The organism is Candidatus Methylomirabilota bacterium (assembly GCA_036005065.1).
Taxonomy (GTDB): Bacteria; Methylomirabilota; Methylomirabilia; order Rokubacteriales; family DASRDR01; genus DASYQW01.
Genome location: DASYQW010000197.1, coordinates 59,113 through 82,756, shown reverse-complemented (window position 1 = coordinate 82,756; position 23,644 = coordinate 59,113). Strand labels below are relative to the sequence as shown.

Annotated in this window: 25 protein-coding genes; 1 reads left to right on the top strand and 24 read right to left on the bottom strand. The window is 71.0% G+C overall.

Translation table 11 applies throughout. The annotated features are described in order from the left end of the window. Nucleotides 1-151: 151 nt before the first annotated feature. Nucleotides 152-1,735: a 4-coumarate--CoA ligase family protein gene (locus VGW35_14615; GenBank protein HEV8308891.1), complete on the top strand. Its 1,584-nt coding sequence runs from the start codon at nt 152-154 to the stop codon at nt 1,733-1,735. Between the two features lie 32 nt (nt 1,736-1,767). Here the strand turns inward: VGW35_14615 and VGW35_14610 are convergent, their stop codons facing one another. The 24 genes from VGW35_14610 to VGW35_14495 all read right to left on the bottom strand — a co-directional run bounded on the left by VGW35_14610 (nt 1,768) and on the right by VGW35_14495 (nt 23,625). Beyond that, entirely contained in the window at nt 1,768-2,142 is a 375-nt protein-coding gene (locus tag VGW35_14610) for a nuclear transport factor 2 family protein (protein HEV8308890.1), read from the bottom strand. 207 nt (nt 2,143-2,349) lie between these two features. After that, the gene (locus tag VGW35_14605) at nt 2,350-2,658 is read right to left on the bottom strand and encodes a putative quinol monooxygenase (protein ID HEV8308889.1); all 309 of its coding nucleotides are present in this window, start codon (nt 2,656-2,658) and stop codon (nt 2,350-2,352) included. An 88-nt stretch (nt 2,659-2,746) separates the two neighbouring features. Next, nucleotides 2,747-3,085: a hypothetical protein gene (locus VGW35_14600; protein ID HEV8308888.1), complete on the bottom strand. Its 339-nt coding sequence runs from the start codon at nt 3,083-3,085 to the stop codon at nt 2,747-2,749. Then, on the bottom strand, nt 3,082-3,414 hold the full coding sequence (locus VGW35_14595; GenBank protein HEV8308887.1) for a DUF5674 family protein: 333 nt from the start codon (nt 3,412-3,414) through the stop codon (nt 3,082-3,084). Before VGW35_14595 ends, VGW35_14600 begins: the two co-directional genes overlap by 4 nt. A 58-nt stretch (nt 3,415-3,472) precedes the next feature. Next, entirely contained in the window at nt 3,473-4,744 is a 1,272-nt protein-coding gene (locus VGW35_14590; protein HEV8308886.1) for a CinA family nicotinamide mononucleotide deamidase-related protein, read from the bottom strand. Between the two features lie 150 nt (nt 4,745-4,894). Beyond that, nucleotides 4,895-5,140, bottom strand: coding sequence for a hypothetical protein (locus VGW35_14585; GenBank protein HEV8308885.1), 246 nt, complete (start codon nt 5,138-5,140; stop codon nt 4,895-4,897). Nucleotides 5,141-5,282: 142 nt separating this feature from the next. Next, nucleotides 5,283-5,657, bottom strand: coding sequence for a hypothetical protein (locus tag VGW35_14580; protein HEV8308884.1), 375 nt, complete (start codon nt 5,655-5,657; stop codon nt 5,283-5,285). 86 nt (nt 5,658-5,743) lie between these two features. Further along, nucleotides 5,744-6,097 (bottom strand): hypothetical protein, encoded by a 354-nt coding sequence (locus VGW35_14575; protein ID HEV8308883.1) that lies wholly within the window; start codon nt 6,095-6,097, stop codon nt 5,744-5,746. Beyond that, the gene (purH, locus tag VGW35_14570) at nt 6,094-7,680 is read right to left on the bottom strand and encodes a bifunctional phosphoribosylaminoimidazolecarboxamide formyltransferase/IMP cyclohydrolase (GenBank protein ID HEV8308882.1); all 1,587 of its coding nucleotides are present in this window, start codon (nt 7,678-7,680) and stop codon (nt 6,094-6,096) included. The genes VGW35_14575 and purH overlap by 4 nt, the downstream gene beginning before the upstream one ends. Nucleotides 7,681-7,849: 169 nt before the next feature. Then, nucleotides 7,850-8,473, bottom strand: coding sequence for a phosphoribosylglycinamide formyltransferase (gene purN, locus VGW35_14565; protein HEV8308881.1), 624 nt, complete (start codon nt 8,471-8,473; stop codon nt 7,850-7,852). 20 nt (nt 8,474-8,493) lie between these two features. Continuing rightward, complete coding sequence (gene purM, locus VGW35_14560; protein ID HEV8308880.1) at nt 8,494-9,582, bottom strand: phosphoribosylformylglycinamidine cyclo-ligase; 1,089 nt, start codon at nt 9,580-9,582, stop codon at nt 8,494-8,496. Continuing rightward, on the bottom strand, nt 9,579-11,021 hold the full coding sequence (gene purF / locus VGW35_14555) for an amidophosphoribosyltransferase (protein HEV8308879.1): 1,443 nt from the start codon (nt 11,019-11,021) through the stop codon (nt 9,579-9,581). The genes purM and purF overlap by 4 nt, the downstream gene beginning before the upstream one ends. After that, nucleotides 11,018-13,276, bottom strand: coding sequence for a phosphoribosylformylglycinamidine synthase subunit PurL (gene purL, locus VGW35_14550; protein ID HEV8308878.1), 2,259 nt, complete (start codon nt 13,274-13,276; stop codon nt 11,018-11,020). The genes purF and purL overlap by 4 nt, the downstream gene beginning before the upstream one ends. Before the next feature lie 24 nt (nt 13,277-13,300). Further along, nucleotides 13,301-14,014, bottom strand: a complete 714-nt coding sequence (purQ, locus tag VGW35_14545; protein HEV8308877.1) for a phosphoribosylformylglycinamidine synthase subunit PurQ — start codon at nt 14,012-14,014, stop codon at nt 13,301-13,303. A 302-nt stretch (nt 14,015-14,316) separates the two neighbouring features. Then, the gene (gene purS, locus VGW35_14540; protein ID HEV8308876.1) at nt 14,317-14,586 is read right to left on the bottom strand and encodes a phosphoribosylformylglycinamidine synthase subunit PurS; all 270 of its coding nucleotides are present in this window, start codon (nt 14,584-14,586) and stop codon (nt 14,317-14,319) included. 19 nt (nt 14,587-14,605) lie between these two features. Further along, complete coding sequence (purB, locus tag VGW35_14535; GenBank protein ID HEV8308875.1) at nt 14,606-15,901, bottom strand: adenylosuccinate lyase; 1,296 nt, start codon at nt 15,899-15,901, stop codon at nt 14,606-14,608. Nucleotides 15,902-15,950: 49 nt separating this feature from the next. Continuing rightward, nucleotides 15,951-17,219, bottom strand: a complete 1,269-nt coding sequence (locus VGW35_14530) for a pitrilysin family protein (GenBank protein HEV8308874.1) — start codon at nt 17,217-17,219, stop codon at nt 15,951-15,953. Nucleotides 17,220-17,293: 74 nt separating this feature from the next. Beyond that, nucleotides 17,294-19,543, bottom strand: coding sequence for a polyribonucleotide nucleotidyltransferase (gene pnp, locus VGW35_14525; protein HEV8308873.1), 2,250 nt, complete (start codon nt 19,541-19,543; stop codon nt 17,294-17,296). 63 nt (nt 19,544-19,606) lie between these two features. Beyond that, a complete protein-coding gene (gene rpsO / locus VGW35_14520) occupies nt 19,607-19,876 on the bottom strand; it encodes a 30S ribosomal protein S15 (GenBank protein ID HEV8308872.1) in 270 nt (89 codons plus the stop codon). A 148-nt stretch (nt 19,877-20,024) separates the two neighbouring features. Next, nucleotides 20,025-20,954, bottom strand: a complete 930-nt coding sequence (locus VGW35_14515) for a bifunctional riboflavin kinase/FAD synthetase (GenBank protein HEV8308871.1) — start codon at nt 20,952-20,954, stop codon at nt 20,025-20,027. Further along, nucleotides 20,917-21,888: a tRNA pseudouridine(55) synthase TruB gene (gene truB / locus VGW35_14510; GenBank protein ID HEV8308870.1), complete on the bottom strand. Its 972-nt coding sequence runs from the start codon at nt 21,886-21,888 to the stop codon at nt 20,917-20,919. The genes VGW35_14515 and truB overlap by 38 nt, the downstream gene beginning before the upstream one ends. Then, complete coding sequence (locus VGW35_14505; GenBank protein HEV8308869.1) at nt 21,885-22,853, bottom strand: bifunctional oligoribonuclease/PAP phosphatase NrnA; 969 nt, start codon at nt 22,851-22,853, stop codon at nt 21,885-21,887. The genes truB and VGW35_14505 overlap by 4 nt, the downstream gene beginning before the upstream one ends. Nucleotides 22,854-22,899: 46 nt before the next feature. Further along, nucleotides 22,900-23,274: a 30S ribosome-binding factor RbfA gene (rbfA, locus tag VGW35_14500; protein ID HEV8308868.1), complete on the bottom strand. Its 375-nt coding sequence runs from the start codon at nt 23,272-23,274 to the stop codon at nt 22,900-22,902. A 60-nt stretch (nt 23,275-23,334) separates the two neighbouring features. Then, nucleotides 23,335-23,625 (bottom strand): DUF503 domain-containing protein, encoded by a 291-nt coding sequence (locus VGW35_14495; protein ID HEV8308867.1) that lies wholly within the window; start codon nt 23,623-23,625, stop codon nt 23,335-23,337. Nucleotides 23,626-23,644: the final 19 nt, after the last annotated feature.

The window sequence follows — 23,644 nt, the reverse complement described above, 5'->3', positions numbered from 1 at the left end:
CTTTCGCCGAGCGGAGCTCGAAGCTCCGTGGTGGGTGGCGCTCCCTAGCCTATCATTTTCTCCGGCGGACCGGTCTTGACCGCCGCGGGCTACAGAAGATACTCTCCGGTCACTTCACCGGCTGGCGCCGGTCACACGCGAGGGGAGCTCCATGATCATCAAGAGCAGCAGCCCCGCCGTCACGATTCCCGATCTCCCGATCACGGCGTACGTGCTGCGGCACGCCGAGCGGCTCGGCGACAAGCCCGCCCTCATCGACGGGCCGAGCGGACGCACCCTGACCTACCGGCAGCTGCGCGAGGCGGTCAGCCGGGCCGCGACCGGGCTGGCCCGCCGCGGCTTCCGCCAGGGCGACGTCCTCGCCATCTACAGTCCGAACCTCCCCGAGTACGCGGTGGTCTTCCACGCGGTGGCGTCGCTGGGTGGCATCAACACCACCGTCAATCCGCTGTACACCGGCGAGGAGCTGGCCAAGCAGCTCAAGGACTCGGGGGCCCGATTCCTGGTCACCGTCCCGCCCTTCCTCGACAAGGCCAGGGACGCGGCCACCCGGAGCGGGATCGAGGAGATCTTCGTGATCGGGACGGCCGAGGGCGCCCGGCCGTTCGCGGACCTGCTCCAGGCGCCGCCGAGCCCGCCGGCCGTCGCCATCGATCCGCGACGGGACGTCGTCGTGCTGCCGTACTCCAGCGGCACCACCGGGCTCCCCAAGGGTGTCATGCTGACCCACCACAACCTCGTCGCGAACCTCCAGCAGTGCGAGGGCATGGAGGGCTTCGACGGCTTTGCCGAGCGGGACGTCGTCATGGCGGTGCTGCCGTTCTTCCACATCTACGGCATGGTCGTCATCATGAAGCTGGCACTGGCCCAGGGCGGCACCCTGGTGACGATGCCGCGTTTCGATCTCGTGGAGTTTCTCGGTCTCATCCAGAAGTATCGGATCAGCATCCTGCCCATCGTTCCGCCCATCGTGCTGGGTCTGGTGAAGCACCCGGCCGTTGCGCAATTCGATCTCTCCAGCGTGCGCCTGGTGTTCTCGGGCGCGGCGCCGCTCGGCGAGGAGATCGCCCGGCAGCTCTCCAGCAAGCTGAGGTGCCCGGTCGTCCAGGGTTACGGCATGACGGAGGCGAGCCCCGTCACCCATCTGAGCCCGACGCGCAACGCGCCGGTCAAGCCCGGCTCGATCGGCAAGGTCGTGCCCAACACCGAGGTGAAGATCGTCGACGTCGCCACCGGCGCCGAGCTCGGCACGCGCCAGGAGGGAGAGCTGCTGATCCGGGGACCCCAGATCATGAAGGGCTACCTCAACCGGCCGCAAGAGACCGCCGATTCCATCGACGGCCAGGGGTGGTATCACACCGGCGACGTGGGGTACGTGGACGACGAGGAGTGGTTCTACATCGTCGACCGCACCAAGGAGCTCATCAAGTACAAGGGCCTCCAGGTCGCGCCGGCCGAGCTGGAGGCGCTGCTCTTGACCCACCCGGCGGTGCTGGACGTCGCCGTCGTCCGCAAGACCGACGAGGAAGCGGGCGAGGTCCCCAAGGCCTACGTGGTCCTCAAGGCCGACGACGCATCCCGGGCGACGAGCGCGCAGGCGCTCATGGGGTGGACCGCCGAGCGGGTGGCGCCGCACAAGCGCATCCGGCACGTCGAGTTCATCGATCAGATCCCCAAGTCGGCATCGGGCAAGATCCTGCGCCGCGTGCTGATCGACCGGGAGCGGACGTCTTAGCCGGCCGGCTCGAGCGACCGAACGGGCGCGCCTCAGCAGCGGGTGACGTGGGCGGCCACGGCGAGCCAGACGCCGTGGCGACGCGCCCACACGTCCGTGTAGCGACCCGACCCGACCTGTCCGTCGGGCCGCGTGTACGTGGTCCGGGCGTGGATGATCGCGACGTCTCCGATGATGCGGACGTTGACGTCGTGGGCTTCGAGATTGGCGATCGTAGCCGGCCGGGCCGTCTGCTTCAGGAATGCCTCCCGATCGACGAGCGATCCGTCGGGGTTGGTGCACAGGAAGTCGTCGGCCAGGATCTGGTCGAACCGGCGGACATCCGACGCCTGCACCGATCGGATGTAGTCACGGTTGAGGTCCAGCAGGGTGTCCAGGTCGAGCCGGGATGCCGCCGTGGTCTGCATGCGATGTCCTCCCGTGGGTGAGCCTCGTCGAGCGCATCCGTCAGCCCCCCGGCGCATGCCGGCGCGGATACGGAAGGCATGGCGATTCACACCCGTCATGATCGCCTCCTCGGTGAGCCTGCCAGCCGGACCGAGCTCCCGAGGATCAGTGTAGGGGCCCGCCGGACTCGCCGGACTCTGTCAACTCCGCCCCGGCGCCCCGCCGTATCAATCGACGAGCGAGCGGTAGAACTCCACCTCGACCGCACCCTCGGTGAGCCCCTCCTGCTCGCGGCGCTCCCGATACGCGGCCAGATAGGGCGCCTTGCGGTGGGCGTCGAAGGCGGCGTCGTCCTTGTACTGCTCGTAGAAGATGAAGAGGTCGGGGTCCTTCGTGGATCGGTGCGGGCGGTACACGAGGCAGCCCGGCTCCGCTTTTCGCACCGCCGCCACCTGCTCCTTGAGGAGGGCCGCTAGCGCGTCGCCCCTGCCCTTCGCGGCCCGAATCTTCGCGACCACCGTGAGCACGTCAGCCATCGGTTGCTCCCCTTGGTGGCGCAGCAGAGCTGCGCCGGACCCTCACGTCTTTGCCTCCAGCGTTGTCGCTGGCCGCGGTCGCCCCCGGTCAGCGGCTGCCCCTCGCCACCACCGCGAAGGCGAGGAAGTACCGGTCCAGGTCCTCCAGTGTTGTGCCGTAGTCGCTTCCACCCGCCGCGGCGTCGCAGAGCAGCTCCCGCGCGCGAGCGATCTCGCGCAGCCGGTCGCGCCAGCGCGGGTCGGCGAGCGTGAGGTCCAGCAGCTCGAGCGCGCGATCGAAGGCGCCGGTCACCAGGCGCTCGTCGCGGCCTCGCCAGCGGCGCATCCGCCCCACCTCGCTGCCGACGTTGGCGAGCTGCTCGGCCAGCGACAGCCGTCCCCATCGGCCGGCCGCGAGATCGCGGTGCGCGTAGACGCTCTCCGTCACGAGACGACGAGTCTGCCGACGATGTCCTGGATCTGCCGCTGCACCGCGGCGTCTTCCACTCCGCGAGATCGGTTGCCCCGGGAGGGGCGGACATTGATCATGGAGTCGAACTCGATCAGCTCTGCGCTCGGCCGGTCGGGATAGAGGTTGATGCCCCAGAGGTCCGCCTGGCCGGCCCCGTCCTGGAGGAGAAGGGCCTCCTCGTCGGCGTGAAGCTCTCCGCCGATGGCCATCACGCCGCGCCCGACATCCACCACGGCCTTGACGAAGTCGCCGAACTGCTGCCCGGCCAGGCGCCGCAGCTCCTCGAGCGTAACGGGCGCGCTCACGATCTGGATCGGCATAGGGAGCGATGATGTCCCGCGCTCGCTCTTCGCTCGAAGCACCTCACGCCTTCTCGAAGTCGATCCGCTCGGAGACCGGCCGCTCCTGGAGGTAGCGGCGTAGGCAGTCCAGCCCCAGCTCGACCGCGCCCAGGCGCACCCACTCGCGGCCGCCCACGATGCGGCTGCGCCGCGAAGCGGCATCATGCTCCGTTGCAATCGCCAGGCAGATGGTCCCGCCGAACTCGATCCGATCGGGACCGTCGTCGAGGTCGATCAGCACGGCCAGCGCGTGGGTGGCGCCGGTCTGGCGTCGGGCCGCCCGCGCCAGCGCCTCGGCCGTCTCGCGAGTCAGCTCGCCTGCCGGCGGAGCGCCTTCGAGGCCGGCCGCTGCCCATACCTCGGCGAGCGCGCGGGCTACTATGCCCCGGCGGAAGACCGTCTCCGCGCCCGGGAGGTGGCCGATGCGCGCCGCGATCTGCCCGCTGGTGAACGTCTCCACGACCGACAGCGAGGCCCGGCGGCTCGCCAGCTCGCCCAGGATGACGCCCTCCAGCGTCTGGTCGTCCTCGGCCAGGATGAAATTTCCGAGCCGCCTGCGCACCTCCTGCTCGACCGGCCCGAGTGTCTTCCGGGCCTCGTCCATGTCGGTGCCGCGCACGGTCAGCTTGGTCTCGAGCTGCGGATAGTGGGCCCGGAAGCCGAGCTTCACGCTCCCGTCGGGCGCCAGCGTCTCCACGCCCGCCAGCAGCGCGTCGACGTGCGATTCGCCCAGCCCGTACGAGTGGAACCGCTTCACGAGGATCGCCGTCTGCAGGCCGCTCCGGGCGAGCAGCCGCGGGATGACCTGCTCCTCGAGCATGCGATGCAGCTCGCGCGGCACCCCGGGGGTGAAGAAGAAGCGGGCCTTGCCGATGTCGAGCGCAAAGCCGCAGGCGGTGCCGATCGGATTGTCGAGCACCTCGGCGGTGGCGGGAAGCATGGCCTGCTTCCGGTTGTTGGGCGGCATCATGCGGCTGCGCCGGCGGAAGAACTCTTCCATCCGGGTGAGCCACGGCTCGTTGAGGACGAGCTCGACGCGTGCGGCCTGGGCCGCGACCTCCTGCGACAGGTCGTCCACCGTCGGGCCGAGGCCCCCGTTGACGATGACGGCATCGGCGCGCTCCCGCGCCAACTGGAACGCCTGCAGGAGGCTCTCCCGGTCGTCGCCGACGGTCGTCTCCCACCGGACCGCGAGGCCGACGTCCTCGAGCTTCTGGCTCATGTAGCTGAAGTTGGTGTTGACGATCTTCCCCGTCAAGACCTCGTCGCCGGTGCAGATGATCTCGATGCGCATGGCCTCCCTAGCCTAACACCAGAGCGTGTCGGAATAATCAGCGGCCGAGGCCCCCTCCGATGAACCAGAGCGTCCGGGGGCGCCGACCGCCTCGATCCGTCCCCCGGCCGATGCCCTCGGCCCGGTGCCTCTGCGGAGCGGGGCCGCGTCTCATTGCGTCTTGCCCCGTCCCAGAATCGGCCAGATCACCTCGACGCGGCCGTCACGCACCCCGTGCAGGCGATCGTGCAGGAAGACGGTCGAATCGGAGTAGCCGGCCACGAACTCCACGCGATCGCCGACTCCGGGCGTCGCGCGTGATCCAGCGAGCGCGATGGTCGCATGCTCGGCGGACACGTTGAGGCTCTCGACGGCCCCGACGTTCAGCGGCTCCGGCGGCGTGGGATGGACGGCCATGCTCTTCCACCCGGCGTCGCACACGATGCGGGCCGGCGTCGACGGGAAGCCGTACTCGAACCAGCAGCTCGAGATCCGGAACTTCGACTTCAAGTTCCGGCGGGCCTGATCGCGTTCCGCGGAGCCCCGGAGCGGAGGGCGATCAGCGCTCCTCGCCGCCGGCCGGCGCCGCCGCCGTGGGGCGCCGAGCGGCGCCCCCGCGGACGAAGACGAAGCCCATCAGGATCGCGATCAGGAGGTACATCATCGCCCAGTACGCCGTCGGCAGCCGGCCGGGGGCCCCGCGGCCCGACCAGGCGAGGCGCGCCGCGAGCAGGGTGTTGAGCGTGGCGGCCGCCAGGGTGAGGCGCACGGGGATGGGCACCATCCGGCGGATCCGCAGGAATCCCTCGATCCCACGGAGGCCGGCCGCCGTGATCCGCCCGGCCACGAACCAGAAGCCCACGACGGCGCCCGCGTGGAGCCCCCACGACCAGGGCGGCGCCGGGACGAGGCCCCGGCCGGTGAGCACGGCCACGTGGAGCGCGAGGCTCAGCGCGCATCCGACGAGAGCGCCGATGAGGATCAGTCGGTCCCGAGGGATGGGGCGTGCGCCTCTCGGTGCTAGACTCGTGGCGGCGCGGGCGGCGGCAGCGGCCAGGGCAAGGCGTCGCTCCAGCCGTCGCGGGGATCGCGCGGCGTGCGGTCGGGCGGCGGCGCGGGCGGCGTGGGGTACGGGATCGCCGGACGCGGGGCACGGTGGATCGGTTCGGCGCGGACGACCCGCCGGAGGACGTAGTGGGCGTCGACGAGCTCGCCCAGGAAGCGACCGGTGCGATCGTAGACGTCGAGCCTGATCCCCCCGGCCTCGGGAGCCACCTCGACCCAGCCGACCTGGCGGCCGTGGCGGTCGTAGAGGATGTCCTCGGCGAGGAAGCCCCAGTAGTGGCCGTCCCAGCGAAACAGCGGGATGCTCAATGCTTGAAGTGGCGAATGCCCGTCAGGACCATGGCCATCCCGCGCGCGTCGGCCGCGGCGATGACCTCGTCGTCGCGAATCGAGCCGCCGGGGTGGATGACGGCGGTGGCGCCCGCCTCGGCCACGACATCGAGCCCGTCCCGGAAGGGAAAGAACGCGTCGGAGGCGGCCACCGCGCCGGCCATCGGATGCCCGTGGTCGCGGGCCCGCATCACGGCCAGACGGGCGGCGTCCACCCGGCTCATCTGGCCGGCCCCCACCCCGAGCACCTGATCGGTCGAGGTCAGGACGATCGCGTTCGACTTGACGTGCTTGGCCACCCGCCAGGCGAAGCGGAGACCCTGCCACTCGGCGGCCGTCGGCTGGCGCCGGCTGACGACCTTGCTGGCGTCCGGGTCGAGATCGGCGAGGTCGGCGTCCTGGGCGAGGAGGGCGCCGGGCACGCTCCGGAGCTCGGTGGGCCGTGATGGCCAGCCCGACCGGTCGCAGGGCACTTGCAGGACCCGGAGCTTCTTCTTCGTGCGAGCGAGCTCCTCGAGCGCCTCGGCGGTGAAGGCCGGCGCGAAGAGGATCTCGAGGAGAACCCCGGCGAGCGGCGGGAGGAGGGACGGCTCCACCGGCCGGTTCACTCCGACGATCCCCCCGTAGATCGAGACGGGATCGGACGCCTTGGCCCGCTCCAGGGCGGCGCGGACGTCGGCCCCGACGGCGGCCCCACAGGGATTCGTGTGCTTGATCACCACCGCCGCCGGCTCGTCGAACTCGAGGAGGAGCCCGAGCGCCGCCGCGAAGTCCAGGATGTTGTTGTAGGAGAGCTCCGGGCCGTGGAGCTGGCGCGCCGCCCCCACCCCGAGCGGGCGCCCGGACGGGCGGTAGAGCGCGGCCGCCTGGTGCGGGTTCTCGCCGTAGCGGAGCTCCTGGACGCGCTCGGCCTCGAGCCGCAGGATCGGCGGGAAGAGCGGCGGCGTGTCGCTCGCGGGGGCCCGGGACGGGAGCGGCGCCCGAAGCCAGGCGGCGATGGCGGCGTCGTACTGGGCCGTGCGCCGGAACGCCTCCTGGGCGAGACGCCGACGCGTCTCCGGCGACAGCTCGGCCCCGCTCCGGCGCAGCTCCTCCAGCACCGGCCCGTACTGGGCCGGATCGACGAGGACCCCGGCGCCGGCGTGATTCTTGGCGGCCGCCCGGATCAGGGCCGGCCCGCCGACGTCGATGCTCTCGACGATCTCCTCGAAGCCCGCCCCCGGCCTGGCGACGGTCGCCTCGAACGGGTAGAGGTTCACCACCACCAGGTCGATCGTCTCGATCCCGTGCAGCGCGAGCTGGCGCACGTGCTCGGGATGGCCGCGGCGCGCCAGGATTCCCCCGTGGATCGCGGGGTGGAGCGTCTTGACCCGCCCGTCCAGCATCTCGGGGAAGCCGGTCAGCTCCGCCACCTCGCGCACCTTGAGACCGGCCTCGCCGAGGGCGCGGGCCGTGCCCCCGGTCGACACCAGCTCCACCCCGAACTCGGCCAGGCCCTGGGCGAGCTCCACGATGCCCGTCTTGTCGGAGACCGAGAGGAGCGCCCGGCGCACCCGGCTCACGGGGCTACCCCGGGAAAGGCGAGCCAGCCGTGGCCGGCATTGGGACCGGGCCGCGGCCCGAGCAGATCAAGGACGCAGGCGCGAGGCGCGCCGAGGTGTATGCCGCATACGTTGAGGCGCGCCGAGCGCCGAGGACGCAGAGATGCGACGGGCCCCGGCCCGGGCCGGCTCACGGACGGTCCTCGAGGCGGACCCGCCGACCCTCGACGGCGAGCCGCCCTTCGGCATAGAGGCGGATGGCCTCCGGGTAGAGGCGATGCTCCTCGACCAGGATCCGCGCGGACAGCGTGTCCTCGGTATCGCCTTCGAGGACGGGGACGGCCGCCTGCAGCACGATCGGTCCGGTGTCCACACCCTCATCCACGAAGTGGACGGTCGCGCCGGTCACCTTGGCCCCGTAGGCGAGCGCCTGGCGCTGCGCGTGGAGACCCGGGAAGGCCGGGAGCAGGGCCGGGTGCACGTTCAGGATGCGTCCGCGGTAGGCCTGCACGAAGCCGGGGGAGAGCAGGCGCATGTAACCGGCCAGACAGACCAGCTCGACGGCATGCTCGGCGAGGACCGTGGCCACCGCATCGTCGAAGGCGGCGCGGTGGGGATAGGCGTGAGGATCGACGTGGACGGCCTTCACGCCGGCCCGCCGGGCCCGGTCGAGCCCGGCCGCCCCCCCACGATCGCTCACCACGACCGCGACCCGCGCCGGGCAGCGACCGGCGTCGATCGCGTCGAGGATCGCCTGGAGGTTCGAGCCGCGGCCCGAGATCAGCACGCCGAGGGTGAGCGGTGAGGTGCGCATCGGACGACTATTCTACCTGCTCACGCATAGACGACGCCACGGGTCCCCCGCCCCACCTCGCCGATCTCCCAGCTGGGAACCCCCCGAGCCTCGAGGGTGGCGCGCGCGCGCGCGACCGCCGGGGGCGGCACGATGCAGACGAAGCCGATCCCCATGTTGAAGACGCGGTACATTTCCGACTCCGGGATCCGCCCAGCCTCACGCAGGAGCCCGAAGATCCGGGGGACCGGCCACCCGCCGCGGCGCACGACGGCCCGGCAGCCCGCCGGCAGCACCCGCGGCAGGTTGCCCGTGAGCCCGCCTCCGGTGATGTGGGCCATCGCGCGAACCGGGATCCCGGCCCGCAGGAGCCCGAGCACGGGGCGGACGTAGATGCGGGTCGGCGTCAGGAGCGCCTCGCCGACGGGCTGGCCGAGGTCGGGCGCCCGGTCCTCGACGTGATAACCGAGGCGCTCGAAGACCACCTTGCGCGCCAGGCTGAAGCCGTTCGAGTGGAGTCCGGTCGAGGCCAAGCCGAGGAGCACGTCGCCGGGGCGCACCGATCGCCCGTCGATCAGGGCGCGGCGCTCGAGCACACCGACCGCGAAGCCGGCCAAATCGTACTCCCCGGGCGCGTAGAGGTCGGGAAGCTCGGCGGTCTCGCCACCGATCAACGCGCATCCGGCCTCTCGGCACCCGGCGGCGACCCCTCGGACGATCGCCTCCACCGTCTCCGGGACCAGCCGGCCGATGCCGATGTAGTCGAGAAACACCAGGGGCTCGGCGCCATGGACGAGGACGTCGTTCACGCTCATCGCCACGCAGTCGATTCCGACCGTGTCGTGCCGCCCGGTGAGGACGGCGAGCTTGACCTTGGAGCCGACGCCGTCGGTCCCGGCGACGAAGACCGGGTCCCGGAGCCCCCGCGGCACCCGGAAGAACCCGGCGAAGGCACCGATGTCGCCGAGGACCTCGCGCCGGTACGTCGCGCGGACGAGCGGGGCCAGACGGCGGACGGCCTCGTCGCCCGCCCGGATGTCGACCCCCGAGGCCTTGTAGGTGAGCCGGACGCCGCGCGGCCGCCGGGCCCGCGGCGGGGCCGAGGGCGTGGCGCGGGCGCGCCGGCTCACTGGGGGGAGTCGAAGAGGGCCAGCTGGGTCGTGTCTTCGGGCGGGAATCCGACCTTGTATTCGCCGGTGAAGCAGGCGTGGCAGAAGCGGCTGTCGTCTCCCTCCACCGCCTTGAGCATCCCCTCGAGCGAGAGGTAGCCCAGCGAATCGGCCTCGAGGTACCGGCGGATCTCCTCGACCTTGTGGCTGGAGGCGATCAGCTCCCGGCGGGTCGGCGTGTCGATGCCGTAGTAGCACGGCCACTGGATCGGGGGCGAGGAGATGCGGACGTGGACCGCCCGGGCGCCGGACGACCGGATCATCCGCACGATCTTCCGGCTCGTCGTCCCCCGCACGATCGAGTCGTCCACCACCACCACCCGGCGCCCCTCCAGAGTCTCCCGCATCGGGTTCAGCTTCACCCGGACCCCGAAGTGGCGGATCCCCTGCCGTGGCTCGATGAAGGTGCGACCGACGTAGTGGTTCCGGATCAGACCCAGCTCGAACGGGATCCCGGACTGCTGGGCGTAGCCGAGCGCCGCCCCCAGCCCGGAGTCCGGCACCGGGATGACGACGTCGGCGTCGGCCGGGTGCTCCTCGGCCAGCCGGCGCCCGAGCGCCTTGCGCACGTGGTAGACGTTCTGGCCCCAGAGGGTCGAGTCCGGTCGGGCGAAGTAGACGTACTCGAAGATGCACTGGAGCTGGCGCTTGGGCGCGATGGCATTGATCGACGTGAGTCCGTTCCGGTCGACCACCACGATCTCGCCGGGCTCCACGTCGCGGACGAATTCGGCCTCCAGGAGGTCGAGCGCGCAGGTCTCCGAGGCGAGGATCCAGGCCTCGCCGAGCCGCCCCAGCACGAGCGGCCGGAAGCCGTGGGGGTCACGGCAGCCGATCATCGCCTCGGGGGTCAGGACGAGGAGCGAGTAGGCGCCGGTCACCTGGGCGAGCGCGCCCGGCAGGGCCCGCGGGAGCGGGTGCCGTTCGCCGCGGGCCAGGAGGTGCAGGATCACCTCCGAGTCGGAGGTGGACTGGAAGATCGCCCCGGCCGCCTCGAGCTCCTTCCGGAGCGCGTCCGCGTTCACGAGGTTCCCGTTGTGGGCGAGCGCGATGGGCCCCTGGGCGAACGTGGCGCTGATCGGCTGGGCGTTCCGGAGGCTGGAGGACCCCGCCGTGGAGTAGCGGACGTGGCCGATGGCCAGGTGTCCCGGCAGCCGCTTGAGCCGCTCCGGCCCGAAGACGTCCGACACCCAGCCCATCGCCTTCTCGACGTGGAAGCTCCGGCCATCGCTGGCCGCGATGCCGGCGGACTCCTGGCCCCGGTGCTGGAGGGCGTAGAGGCCCAGGTAGGTGAGGTTGGCCGCTTCGGGGTGGTTGTAGACCCCGAAGATCCCGCACTCGTCATGGAAGTGGTCGTCTTCCACCGGAACGCTCGTCCACGCCGCGTGCTCGGCTCTCATGCGGTCCCCTCCGACGGGGGGCCGGCCGGAGCGCCGACCCACCGCTCGAGAGTGTGCTCGAAAGCGTCGGCCATGGCGTCGACTCCGACGTCGATTCGGACGTTCCCGCCGACCCGGATCACGAGCCGGTCGTCCTCGACGCGTCCCAGCACCGTCACCGGAACGGCCCACTCGCGCACGATCTGTTCGAGGCGGGCCCACTCGGGCGGAGCGATCGACAGCACGATGCGGGACGGCGCCTCCCCGAACAGGAGCTCGTCCAGCCGACCGCCGGCCGGAAGCTCGAGCTCGGCACCGAGCCGGCGCGGCCCCGTGATGCAGCTCTCGGCGAGCGCCACCGCCAGCCCCCCCTCGGCGCAGTCGTGGGCCGAGCGCACGCATCCCGCCTCGATGGCCGCCAGACAGGCCGCCTGGACCGCGCGCTCGCGAGCGAGATCGAGCGGGGCCAGCGGCCCGGCCAGCCGGCCGTGGAGCGTCGCCAGGTACTCGCTCCCCCCCAGGCTGCCGGCCGGCTCGCCGAGGAGGACGACGAGATCTCCCGGATCTTTGAACCACTGGGTCATCCGGCGCTCGGCGTCGTCCAGGAGCCCCGCGACTCCGACGATGGGCGTGGGAAGGATGGCGGAGCCGAGCGTCTCGTTGTAGAGAGAGACATTGCCGCCGACCACCGGAATCTCCAGCGCCCGGCACGCCTCGGCGATGCCGTCGACCGCCTCCGCGAGCTGCCACATGATCTCGGGGCGCTCCGGGGAGCCGAAGTTCAGGCAATCGGTGAGGGCCAGCGGCCGGCCGCCCGCGCACACGACGTTGCGCGCCGCCTCGGCCACCGCCATGGCCGCGCCCCGGCGGGGGTCGAGGTACACGTAGCGGCCGTTGCCGTCGGTCGCGACCGCCACCGCCTTCGGGGTGCGCTTGAGCCGGAGCACTGCCGCGTCGGAGCCGGGCGCCACCAGGGTGTTGATCCCGACCATGTGGTCGTACTGGCGCCAGATGTCCGCCTTGGACGCGATGGTGGGCGCGGCCAGGAGACGCAGCAGGACGGCGCTCGGATCGGCCGGCTCGGGCAGCGTCCGCGGGTCGAAGGCCCGCGCGGCATCGAGCCAGACGGGCCGGGCGCGGGGTCGGTCGTAGAGGGGGGCGTCGTCGGTGAGCGCCCGCACCGGCACCTCGGCCACGACCTCGCCGTGCATGCGCACCCGGAGGACGCCGTCCGCGGTGACGCGCCCGATGGGCACGGCATCGAGCTCCCATTTGGCGAAGACGCGCTGAACCTCGGCCTCGCGACCCCGCTCGACGACGAGGAGCATGCGCTCCTGGGACTCGGAGAGCAGGATCTCGTACGGCGTCATGTCGGGCTCGCGCTGGGGGACGCGGTCGAGCTCGATGTCGGCGCCCGTGCCGGCCCGGGCGGGCATCTCGGAGGCCGAGCAGGCCAGCCCCGCCGCCCCCATGTCCTGGATCCCGACCACGGCGCCGGTCGCCATGGCCTCGAGGCACGCCTCGAGCAGGAGCTTCTCTGTGAACGGGTCCCCGACCTGGACCGTCGGCCGCCGCTCGCCCGAGGTTTCGTCGAAGGCCTCCGACGCCATCGTGGCCCCGTGGATGCCGTCGCGCCCCGTCTTGGCGCCCGCGTAGACGAACGTGTTGCCGACCCCGTCGGCGCGGGCGCGGAAGATCCGGCCCCGAGGCACGAGCCCGAGGCAGAGCACGTTCACCAGCGGATTCCGTGCGTACTCCGGCGCGAAGGCGACCTCGCCCCCCACCGTTGGGCACCCGAAGCAGTTCCCGTAGTGCGCGATCCCCGCCACCACGCCGCCCAGCAGGTAGGCGCCGGCCGGCTCCTCCGCCGGGCCGAAGCGAAGCGAATCGAGGAGCGCGAAGGGGCGCGCCCCCATGGTGAAGATGTCGCGGAGGATCCCGCCCACCCCGGTCGCCGCCCCCTGGAACGGCTCGATGAACGAGGGATGGTTGTGACTCTCGATCTTCATCACGAGCGCGAGCCCGTCGCCGAGGTCCACCACCCCGGCGTTCTCGCCGGGCCCCTGGATGACGTGGGGCGCCTCGGTCGGCAACCGGCGGAGCAGGAGGCGGGAGGACTTGTACGAGCAGTGCTCGGACCAGAGGGCCGAGAAGAGGCCCAGCTCGGGATACGTCGGGTCGCGTCCGAGGAGCTGGATGACCCGGTCGTACTCCTCGCGGGTCAACCCGTGAGCCAGGGCCAGTTCGGGTGTGACCTTCGGCCCGACCCCGGTCACTGGCATCCTCCCAGCGCCCGGGTCTCAGCGACCCAAGGCGGACCCGTTCTCGACGAGGCTACCGATGAGAGAGTGGAAGAGCAGCAGCCCGTCCGTGCTCCCGATGCCCGACTCCGCGGCCCGCTCGGGATGCGGCATGAGCCCGACCACGGTACCCTCTTCGTTGCACACGCCGGCGACGTTCCAGATCGACCCGTTGGGATTGGCCGCCCCGGTGACTTCGCCGCTCTCGGTCGCATACCGGAAGACGATCTGGTTCTTCTCCCGGAGAGCCCGCAGGGTGGCGGCGTCCACGTGGTACCGCCCTTCCCCGTGCGCGATCGGCATCTTCAGCACCTGGCCGCGCCGCAGGGCCCGGGTGAAGGGCGTCTCGGTCTGCTCCACGAGCAGATGGGTGGTCTGGCAGCGGAACTGCAGGCAGTCGTTGCGCATGAGCGTGCCGGGCAGCAGCCCCGCTTCACAGAGGATCTGGAAGCCGTTGCAGCTTCCCAGCACGAGGCCGCCGCGGGCCACGAAGCCCGGCAGCGCGGACACCACGGGAGAACGCCCCGCGATCGCGCCGGCCCGAAGATAATCGCCGTAGGAGAATCCGCCCGGCAGGATCAGAACATCGAAGCGGGAGAGATCGGTGTCCCGGTGCCACAGGTACTCGACCGACTGGTGGAGGACCTCGGAGATGACATGGTGGAAGTCCATGTCGCTCCACGTGCCCGGAAAGATCACGACGCCGAATCTCATGAACCCTCCTCCCAGGTGATCTGGCTCTCTCGCCTCCTTCACTCGGCCCCGGGCGAATTGTACTACGCGCCGGGGCCGCCGACAAGCGCCCGGCCCTCGAGGGCCGCTCCCTCGAGCCTCGGGAGGAACCCCGAGGGAAGGAATCGACGCTCCCTGCGGTCGAGCTCAGCAGTGTGTGTGTCGGAGTAACCGGGCGCCGACCGCCGAGTACCTGGTGCATCGAGGGGCCCTCCGAGCGGCGGCTTTGCCGCCGCCACGACGGGGGCATCGGGGGGGTCTTCCGAGACCCCCCCGAAATGACCTCAGCCGGCGGGAGGCCGTTCCCGGGCATCCTCGACCACCTCGCAGGCGTACTCCTCGATCACCGGGTTCGCCAGGAGCACGCGACACATGTCGTCGAGCCGGGTCCGGGCGCGAGCGGGGTCCGTCTCGTCCAGCGTGAACTCGAACACCTTCCCCACCCGGAGGTCCTGCACCTCCACGAAGCCCTTCCCCCGGAGCGCCTTCTGAATCGTGAGGCCCTGCGGGTCCAGGACGCCGGGCCGGAAGCGGACGAGAACGCGCGCCTTCATGCCTCGGGCGCTTCCCCGCTCAGGCCAGACCGGCCCGCCGGAACACCGCGTCCACGTTCCGCAGGTACCAGGCCGGGTCGAAGCACGCCTTCAGCGCGTCGGCCGACAGGCGGGTGGTGACCTCGGGCTCGTCCTGCAGGCACTCGAGAAAGGCCCGGCGCTCCCGCCAGGCCCGCATGGCGGCCCGCTGGACGATCTCGTAGGCGCGCTGGCGAGCGAGTCCGGCGTCGGTGAGCGCGAGGAGGACGCGCTGGGAGTAGATGAGCCCGTAGGAGCGGTCGAGGTTCTCGCGCATCCGGTCCCCGTCGACGACGAGGCCCTCCAGGATCCGCGTCAGCTGAGCGAGCATGTAGTCGAGCAGGATGGTCGAATCGGGCAGGATGATCCGCTCCACCGAGGAATGGCTGATGTCCCGCTCGTGCCAGAGAGCGATGTCCTCGAGGGCGGCTCCGGCGTGCGCGCGGAGGAGCCGGGCCAGCCCCGTCACCTGCTCGCTGGCGACGGGGTTCCGCTTGTGGGGCATCGCCGACGAGCCCTTCTGGCCCTCGGTGAACGGCTCCTCCAGCTCGAGGATCTCGCTCCGCTGGAGGCTCCGGATCTCGGTGGCGATCTTCTCGAGGCTGCCCCCCACGATCGCGCAGGCGGCCACGAACTCGGCGTGGCGGTCCCGCTGGACGATCTGGGTGGAGACGGGGGCCGGCTCGAGCCCGAGCGCCCGGCATACCTCGGTCTCGACATCGGGGGAGACGTGGGCGAAGGTGCCCACGGCCCCCGAGATCTTTCCCACCCGGACGGTCTCCCGGGCCCGGAGGAGGCGCTCGTGGTTGCGGCCGGCCTCGGCATACCAGCCGGCGACCTTGAGCCCGAAGGTCGTCGGCTCGGCGTGGACCCCGTGGGTGCGGCCCACCATCAGGGTATCCCGGTGCATGATGGCGAGGGTCCGGAGGGCCCCCCGGAGCCGGTCGAGACCCGCCAGGAGGCGATCGGCGGCCTCCACGAGCTGAAGCGCGAGGGCGGTGTCCACCACGTCTGACGAGGTGAGCCCGACGTGAACGAAGCGCGAATCCTCGCCGATCGCCTCCTCGAGGGCGGTCAGGAACGCGATGACGTCGTGACGAACGCGCGCCTCGATCTCGACGACGCGCCGGGCATCGACGCGAGCCCGGCTCCGGATTCGGGCCACGGCCTCGGCAGGAACCATCCCGCGGCGAGCGTAGGCGTCGCACACCGCGAGCTCGACCGCGAGCCACTTGTCGTACCTGGTCTCGTCGCTCCAGAGGGCGCCCATCTCCGGCCGCGTGTAGCGCGGGATCATGTCCACCTCGGAGTCGCGCGTCGGCGTGGAGCGCCGGGCGCCATCGAGCTCAGATGGCGAGGTCGTCGGGGGTCGCCGCGTTGGCCCCGGCGGGCCCGAGCGCGACGAGGGAGAGCGGGACCGAACCGAGCAACTCGGCGATCAGGGCCGCGACCTGCTCGAGACGGACCGCGTCGACGGCGGCCAGGATGTCGTCGAGCGTGAAGTGTCGCCCGAAGTAGATCTCCTGCTTGGCGATCCGCGTCATCCGGCTCGAGGTGGATTCCAGGGAGAGCATCAGGCTGCCCTTGAGGTGCTCCTTGGCGCGGGCCAGCTCGTCGGCCGTCACCCCGTCGCGCCGGAGCTTGCGAAGCTCGTCCATGACGAGCCGCAGCACCTTCGAGAAGTGGGCCGGCTCCGTCCCCGCGTAGATGTAGAAGAGCCCGCAGTCCCGGAAGGCCGCGTTTCCCGAATAGATCGAATAGACCAGCCCTTGCCGCTCGCGGACCTCCTGGAAGAGCCGGGAGGACATGCTTCCCCCCAGGATCGTGTTGAGCAGGTACAGGGTATAGCGATCGGACGCGCTCTGGCGAAGGCCCGGGCCACCCAGGACGAAGTGCACCTGCTCCAGCGGCTTGTCGATCAGCTCCACGCGGGGCGTGATCTCCGGCGGCTCGCCCCCGTTCCGGGCGACCGACGGTCGCTGGAAGTCGAGGAAGTGCTTGGCCAGGAGGTCGGCCAGCTGGTCGTGCTCGAGCCGCCCGGCCGCGGCGATGGTGAGGCGGGCCGGCACGTACTCCTCGACGAAGTGAGCGAGGATCGTCTCCCGGGCCAGCCCCAGGATGATCTTCTTGTCGCCGAGGATCGGCCGGCCCAGCGGATGGCCGACCCAGACTCGCTCGGCGAACAGGTCGTGGATCAGATCGTCGGGCGTGTCCTCCACCATCCGGAACTCCTGGAGGACGACGGTCTTCTCCCGCTCGATGTCGTCGGCGGCAAAGAGCGGATGCAGGAGGATGTCGGACAGCAGGTCAGCGGCCAGCGGCAGGTGCTGATCGAGCACCGTGACGTAGAAGCAGGTGTGCTCCTTGGTCGTGAAGGCATCCATCTGGCCGCCCACCGAGTCGACGGCCCTGGCCACCTCCTCGGCGGTGCGCGACTCGGTGCCCTTGAAGACGAGGTGCTCGATGAAATGGGACACGCCGCTCTTGGGCAGGGGTTCGTGACGACTGCCGGTGTCGACCCACACGCCCACCGCGACTGAGCGCACGTGCGGGATCCGCTCGGTCACGAGCCGGATCCCGTTCGGCAACACGCTCTTGCGGAACTCGCCGTCCACTGTCACCTCACCGCCGCCGGACAGACCACCCGGAGGCAACCCCACGATGCACGCGAGCCGGCCTGGACCCCCCGTCAGCGGCGATGGCCGCGGCCGCGGTCGCGATCCCCGCGGTCACGGTCCCCGCGATCTCCCCCGCGATCCCGGTCGCGGTCGGGACGCGGTCCGCGAGCGTTGTCGGGAGGCGGGCCCTCGCCCGGACGTCCCGTGAGATGCTCGGGTCCGATCGCTTCGGCTTCGGGATCCTTCAGGGCCGCGCGCCGCGACAGCCGGATCTTCCCGGAGGGGTCCACCTCGATCACCTTCACCAGGACCTCGTCTCCCTCGTTCAGCACGTCCTCCACCCGACGGGTTCGCTCCTCGGCGATCTGCGAGATGTGCAAGAGCCCTTCGGTGCCCGGCATGATCTCGACGAAGGCGCCGAAGTCGACGACCTTCTTGACCTTGCCCAGATGCACGCGACCGACCTCGGCCTCCTTGCAGATCCCCTGGATGATGTCGATCGCGTGCTGCACCATCCTGGCGTCGGCGCCGAAGAGCATGACGCGGCCGTCGTCTTCGATGTCGACCTTGACGCCGGTCTGCTCCTGGATGCCACGCACGACCTTGCCGCCGGGCCCGATCACCTCGCGAATCTTCTCGGGCTTGATCTTGATCGTGACGAAGCGCGGGGCGAACGGCGACAGCTCGGATCGCGGCGCCGCGATGGCCTCCCGCATCTTGGAGAGGACGTAGAGTCGCGCTTCGCGCGCCTGGCGCAGAGCGTCGGCCATGATGTCGCGGGAGACCCCGGCGACCTTGATGTCCATCTGGAGGCCGGTCACGCCCGTCTCGGTCCCGGCGACCTTGAAGTCCATGTCGCCGTAGTGATCTTCGGTGCCCATGATGTCGGTCAAGATCGCGAAGCGGTCACCCTCCTTGATGAGCCCCATCGCGATGCCGGCCACCGGCGTCCGGATGGGGACCCCGGCGTCCATCAGAGCCAGCGAGGCCCCACAGACGGTCGCCATCGACGAGGAGCCGTTCGACTCGAGGATGTCCGAGACGATCCGGATCGTGTACGGGAATTGCTCCTTGGCCGGCAGGACCGGCAGGACCGAGCGCTCGGCCAGCGCCCCGTGGCCGATCTCGCGTCGACCCGGGCTCCCGAAGCGCCGGATCTCGCCGACGCTGAACGACGGGAAGTTGTAGTGGAGCATGAACGGCTTGAAGGATTCGCCCTCCAGCGCCTCGATCTTCTGAACGTCCGACTTGGTCCCCAGCGTGGCCGCCACCAGGGCCTGCGTCTCGCCCCGGGTGAACAGCGCCGAGCCGTGGGTTCGGGGCAGGAACGAGACCTCGGCCGAGATCGGGCGCGTTTCCCAGGCCGGGCGGCCGTCGATGCGGATCCCCCGGTCGAGGATCATCCGACGGACTTCTTCCCGCTCGACCTTGTCGAGGTATTCCTTCACCTTCGCCCGTCGGAGCGCGTCAGGATCGACGGCCGCCAGCACCTCCTCGGCCAGCCGGGAGAGCGCTTGTCCCCTCTGGATCTTCTCGGCGATCGTGATAATCTCCCGGAAGCGACTCTGGGCCGCGGTGCGGACCTGCGCCTCGAGCTGGCGGTCGTCTTGAACGGAGGCGTCGAACGCCCACCTGGGCTTGCCCACCATCTCGGCCAGCGCGCGCTGGCCGCGGACGATCGCCTTGCACTCGGCGTGGCCGAGGGCGATAGCCTCGACGATCGTCTCCTCCGGGACCTCCCTGGCGCCCGCTTCGACCATCACCACGGACTCCTCGGTCGCCGCGACGATCAGGTCGAGGCTGGACCGGTCGAGCTGCGAACCCGTCGGATTGACGACGAGACGGCCGTCCACCAGGCCGATCCGGACGGCGCCGAACGGACCGAGGAACGGCAACCCGGCAACGGCGACGGCCGCCGATGCCCCGTTCATGGCGAGGATATCCGGATCGTTCTCCTGGTCCGCCGAAATCGCCAGGGCGATCAGCTGGATCTCGTTTCGGAAGCCCTTCGGGAAGAGTGGCCTGAGCGGCCGGTCGATGAGGCGGGAGGTCAGGATCTCCTTCTCCGCCGGGCGTCCCTCGCGCTTGAAGAATCCGCCGGGGATGCGGCCCCCGGCATACGCGCGCTCCCGGTAGTCGACGGTGAGCGGGAAGAAGTCCTGCCCCTCCACCGCGGTCTTGGACGCCACCACCGTCGCCAGGACGACCGAATCTCCGTATCGCACCAGCACGGCGCCGTCGGCCTGCTTGGCAACCCGTCCTGACTCCAAGGTCAGGGGGCGTCCCCCGATTTCGATCTGTGTCGTGTGTCCTATGGCCATCGTCCGTCCTTCTCCCTGAGCCGTCTCGGCTCGTTCCGGAAGGTCACATCCCTCCCGGTCTTCCTACCGGCGAATACCGAGCTTCTCGATGACTTGCCGGTACCGCTCGGCATCCTTGCGTTTGAGATACTCCAGCAAGCCGCGCCGCTTGCCGATCAGCTTGAGCAGGCCGCGACGCGAGTGGTGATCCTTCTTGTGAACCTTGAAGTGTTCCGTCAACCCGTTGACGCGCTCCGTGAGGAGCGCGATCTGGACCTCGGGGGAACCCGTGTCGGAGTCGTGGAGCCGGTACCCCTCGATCAGCGATTTCTTGCGGTCGGCGGGAACGGACATACGACGGCCTCCTCCGGGGGCCACAGCCCCAATCGCCGCTCCCGGTGCAGCCCTGTGCACCCTTGGGGCGGTTCGTGACGCAGTGCGACATGCACCGAGATCGTACCACGCCGGGCGCGGCGGAGCAACACCGGCGAGTCCGCTGCGGCTACCGGGCGCTCCCCAGGAGGGCCCGGGCGATGGCGACGTCCTCCTGGATCCGGGCCCGCAGCGCCTCGACCGAGGGAAATTTCATCTCGTCCCGGATACGGGCCAGGAAGGCGAGCGTGAGAACGCGGTCGTAGAGCTCCACCCGCGTGTCCAGAAGATGGGCTTCGACGGTGGGGACGGACTCGCCGAAGGTCGGCCGGACGCCGACGTTGATGACGGCCGGGGCCGACCGGCCGTCCCACTCGGCCCATCCGGCGTAGACGCCCACGGCGAGGAGCAAGGAGCCCGCGGGAACCAGGTTGGCGGTCGGGAAGCCGAGCTGGCGCCCCCGCTTGGCTCCCTGGGCGACGCGGCCCCGGATCGTGTACGGCCGCCCCAGGAGGTTCGCCGCGCGCCGGACGTCACCCTGCCGGAGCGCCTCGCGGACGGAGGACGAGGACACGACGACACCGTCCACGGTGAGTGGCGGGATCACGTGGACGTGGATCCCGAGCGGGGCCGCCAGCTCGGCGAGGAGCTCGGGAGTCCCCCGGGCGCCACGGCCGAAGGTGTGGTTGAAGCCGACGACGACCTCTCGCGCCTTGAGCGTCCCGGCCAGCACCGTCCGGACGAACGTCGCCGCCTCCACCCCTGAAAACTCGGGCGTGAACGGGATGACGACGGCCGCGTCGGGCCCGAGGGTCGCGATGTGCTCGAGCCGCTCCTCGAGCGTGAGGATCTCGGGCGGGGCTTCGGCCGGCCGCAGGACCATGACGGGGTTCGGATCGAAGGTCAGCGCCACCGCCTGAACGCCGAGCGCGCGGGCCCGGTCGACCGCAGTGCGGATCACGGCGCAGTGCCCCAGGTGGATGCCGTCGAAGGTGCCCTGCGCCACCACGCTGGGGGGCGCGTCAGCAGGATAGTGGTCGAGCCCGCGGATGATTCGCATAGAGGAGGCGGAGCGCGCGGAGGCCGCCGGCACCCGCTTCCCCGACCCCGAAGAAGCCGTCGTCTGCGTAAAGACGGCACGGGCCGGCCGCCGACGGCGCGGCCGACGCGACGCCCTCGCCGGCGGGAAGCCGTTGACCGGCCAGGAGCCGCCGGGCCGCCCCCGCGTCCAGGCGGACGGCCGGGAGGTGAGCGACCGCGCGGTCCGCCGGGAGCACGCAGGTCCGCAGCCGGGACGCCTCACCCTCCCGGATGACGGCCCAGGGGACGGCCTCGGCCAGGGCGAACGATCCCAGCCGGGTGCGCTCGAGGGCCCCGAGATGCGCGCCGCATCCCAGGGCGGCGCCCAGGTCGGCGGCGAGGCTCCGCACGTAGGTCCCCGTTCCGCACGCCACCCGGATGGTGAAGGATGGCGGGGCCCACTCGATCAGCTGGAGCGCGTCGATCCGCACGCGCCGGGCGGGCCGGGCCACCTCGATCCCGGCCCGGGCCAGTTCGTGGAGCCGGCGGCCGCCAGCGTGCAGAGCGGAGAACATGGGCGGCACCTGCTCGATCTCGCCGATGAACCGCGCCAGCGCGGCCCGGATCGTCTCGGCGTCCAGCGGCGGCACCGGCCGCTCCCCCGTCACCCGACCCGTCGCGTCCAGCGTGTCCGTCGTGACGCCGAGCCGCACCGTGGCCACGTACTCCTTGTCCTGCGCCTGGAGGTACGGGGTGAGCTTGGTCGCCTGGCCGAGCAAGATGGGCAGGACGCCGGTCGCCATCGGATCCAGCGTGCCGCCGTGACCCACCTTGGGGACGCGGAGGACGCGCCGGAGGTGAGCGACGACCTGGAACGAGGTGACGCCGGCGCCCTTCTCGGCGATCAGGATCCCATCGACAACCGGCGAGCTCCCTCCCGCCGGGGGAGACGCGCGGTCGCCCGCTGGCATCATCGGGGGACGGCCACCGCCTCCTCGACCGCGCTGAGCACGGCGGCCTTCGCGGCCGTCAGGGTCCCCTTCAGCACGGCGCCGGCCGCGTTCGGGTGTCCGCCGCCTCCGAACCGCGCCGCGATGCGGGCCACGTTGACCTCCCCCTTCCCGCGCAGGCTGACCTTCACCTCGCCCGGAAGCTCCCGGAACAGCACGGCCACCTTGGTGGTCCGGACCGAGCGCGGATAGGTGATCAGGTCTTCGGCCTCGAGGAGGTCAGGGGCCTCGGTGAGGCCCTTGTCGATGACGACCCAGGCGATGGTCCCATCGCGGTTGGTCTCGACCTGCTGGAGGATGCGCCCGAGCAAGTGGAGGCCGGCCAGATGGCGGGTCTCGTAGAGCTCGAGTGCCACCCGGGCCGGATCGGCGCCCGCCTCCACGAGCCGCGCGGCGATCCGGAACGTCTTGGGGATCGTGTTCGAGTACCGGAACGACCCGGTGTCGGTGAGGATCGCGGTGTAGAGGTTGACCGCGACGTCGTGCGTCAGGGGCAATCCGGCGGCTTCGAGCAGCTCGTAGACCATTTCGCCGGTCGCGGCCGCCCGGGGCTGGATCCAGTTGACGTCGCCGTACCGGCGGTTGTCTCCGTGGTGGTCGATGTTGAGGACGCGGGTGCCCGGCTGGCGGCAGCCGTCCAGCAGCCCGCCGACCCGGCTGGGATCGGGGCAGTCGAGCGTCACGACGACGTCGTAGTCGCCGCGACCTTCCTTCCACTGCTGGACCTCGTCGGCCCCCGGCAGGAAGTGGAAGGGATCGGGCACGGGATGGCTGCACGCGAACTCGACCCGATGGCCGGCGCCCCGGAGGGCGAGTCCGAGCCCGAGCTGGGAGCCGAGGACGTCGCCGTCGGGGTAGAGATGCGCGAGAAGGAGGAAGCGCCGGCCGGAGCGGATGAGGTCGAGGACCTCGGGGGGGACCGCGCTCACGGCGCCACCTCTGACGGGCCACTCGAGCCCCGGGCAGGCCCGGGCCTCACGGTTCCTCCCCGGAGCCCGCCCGACCCTCCGACTCCCGCAGCTTCTCCAGCACGCTCTGGATGTGGGCGGCGTGGGCCATCGACCGATCGGCGTGAAAGGTGAGGTCGGGCACGGCCCGGAGGCGGAGCCGCGGCGCGAGCCAGTTCCGGATGTAGCCGCGGGCGCTGTGGAGCGCGGCGAGAGACGCCCGCCACTGCTCGTCGGTCCCCAGCACGCTCACGTACACCCTGCCGCTGCGGAGGTCCTTGGAGACCGCGACCTCCGTCACCGTGACGAAGCCCAGGCGGGGGTCCTTGAGCTCACGCTGGAGAAGATGGGAGATCTCCTCCTTGATGAGCTGGTTGATCCGATCGAGCCGTTTCCCCTGCATGGCTGGCCGCTTGCATCCTCTCGCGGAGTCGGAGGGGGGCATCGCCCCACTCCGCAGGAATCAAAGCACTTCCACTCGGACGTCGATGACGGCGCCGTCCGAGAGCGATTCGATGAAGTTCACCGCCTTGGACACGACCTCGTTGGCGAGGCGAGCGTCGTTGGCGACGCAGGCCACCGCCAGCGTCGCTCGCTGCCAGAGGTCTTCGTGATCGACCTCCGCCACCGACACGTTGAATCGGTTCTTCACCTTCTCCTTCAGGCCCCGCAGAACGTGACGCTTGCCCTTCAGGGAGTCCACTTCCCCGAGGTGCAGCTCCACCAGCCCTAGCGCGATCCGCGCCGTCCCCACTTCGCACTCCGCAGGCTCA

What these genes read in the sequence shown, in the direction of transcription:
- VGW35_14615 (HEV8308891.1), top strand. Translation starts at nt 152, where the DNA reads ATGATCATCAAGAGCAGCAGCCCCGCCGTCACGATTCCCGATCTCCCG.
- VGW35_14610 (HEV8308890.1), bottom strand. Translation starts at nt 2,142, where the DNA reads ATGCAGACCACGGCGGCATCCCGGCTCGACCTGGACACCCTGCTGGAC.
- VGW35_14605 (HEV8308889.1), bottom strand. Translation starts at nt 2,658, where the DNA reads ATGGCTGACGTGCTCACGGTGGTCGCGAAGATTCGGGCCGCGAAGGGC.
- VGW35_14590 (HEV8308886.1), bottom strand. Translation starts at nt 4,744, where the DNA reads ATGCGCATCGAGATCATCTGCACCGGCGACGAGGTCTTGACGGGGAAG.
- VGW35_14585 (HEV8308885.1), bottom strand. Translation starts at nt 5,140, where the DNA reads ATGGCCGTCCATCCCACGCCGCCGGAGCCGCTGAACGTCGGGGCCGTC.
- purN (HEV8308881.1), bottom strand. Translation starts at nt 8,473, where the DNA reads ATGCGCACCTCACCGCTCACCCTCGGCGTGCTGATCTCGGGCCGCGGC.
- purF (HEV8308879.1), bottom strand. Translation starts at nt 11,021, where the DNA reads ATGAGAGCCGAGCACGCGGCGTGGACGAGCGTTCCGGTGGAAGACGAC.
- purQ (HEV8308877.1), bottom strand. Translation starts at nt 14,014, where the DNA reads ATGAGATTCGGCGTCGTGATCTTTCCGGGCACGTGGAGCGACATGGAC.
- purS (HEV8308876.1), bottom strand. Translation starts at nt 14,586, where the DNA reads ATGAAGGCGCGCGTTCTCGTCCGCTTCCGGCCCGGCGTCCTGGACCCG.
- purB (HEV8308875.1), bottom strand. Translation starts at nt 15,901, where the DNA reads ATGATCCCGCGCTACACGCGGCCGGAGATGGGCGCCCTCTGGAGCGAC.
- pnp (HEV8308873.1), bottom strand. Translation starts at nt 19,543, where the DNA reads ATGGCCATAGGACACACGACACAGATCGAAATCGGGGGACGCCCCCTG.
- rpsO (HEV8308872.1), bottom strand. Translation starts at nt 19,876, where the DNA reads ATGTCCGTTCCCGCCGACCGCAAGAAATCGCTGATCGAGGGGTACCGG.
- VGW35_14515 (HEV8308871.1), bottom strand. Translation starts at nt 20,954, where the DNA reads ATGCGAATCATCCGCGGGCTCGACCACTATCCTGCTGACGCGCCCCCC.
- truB (HEV8308870.1), bottom strand. Translation starts at nt 21,888, where the DNA reads ATGATGCCAGCGGGCGACCGCGCGTCTCCCCCGGCGGGAGGGAGCTCG.
- rbfA (HEV8308868.1), bottom strand. Translation starts at nt 23,274, where the DNA reads ATGCAGGGGAAACGGCTCGATCGGATCAACCAGCTCATCAAGGAGGAG.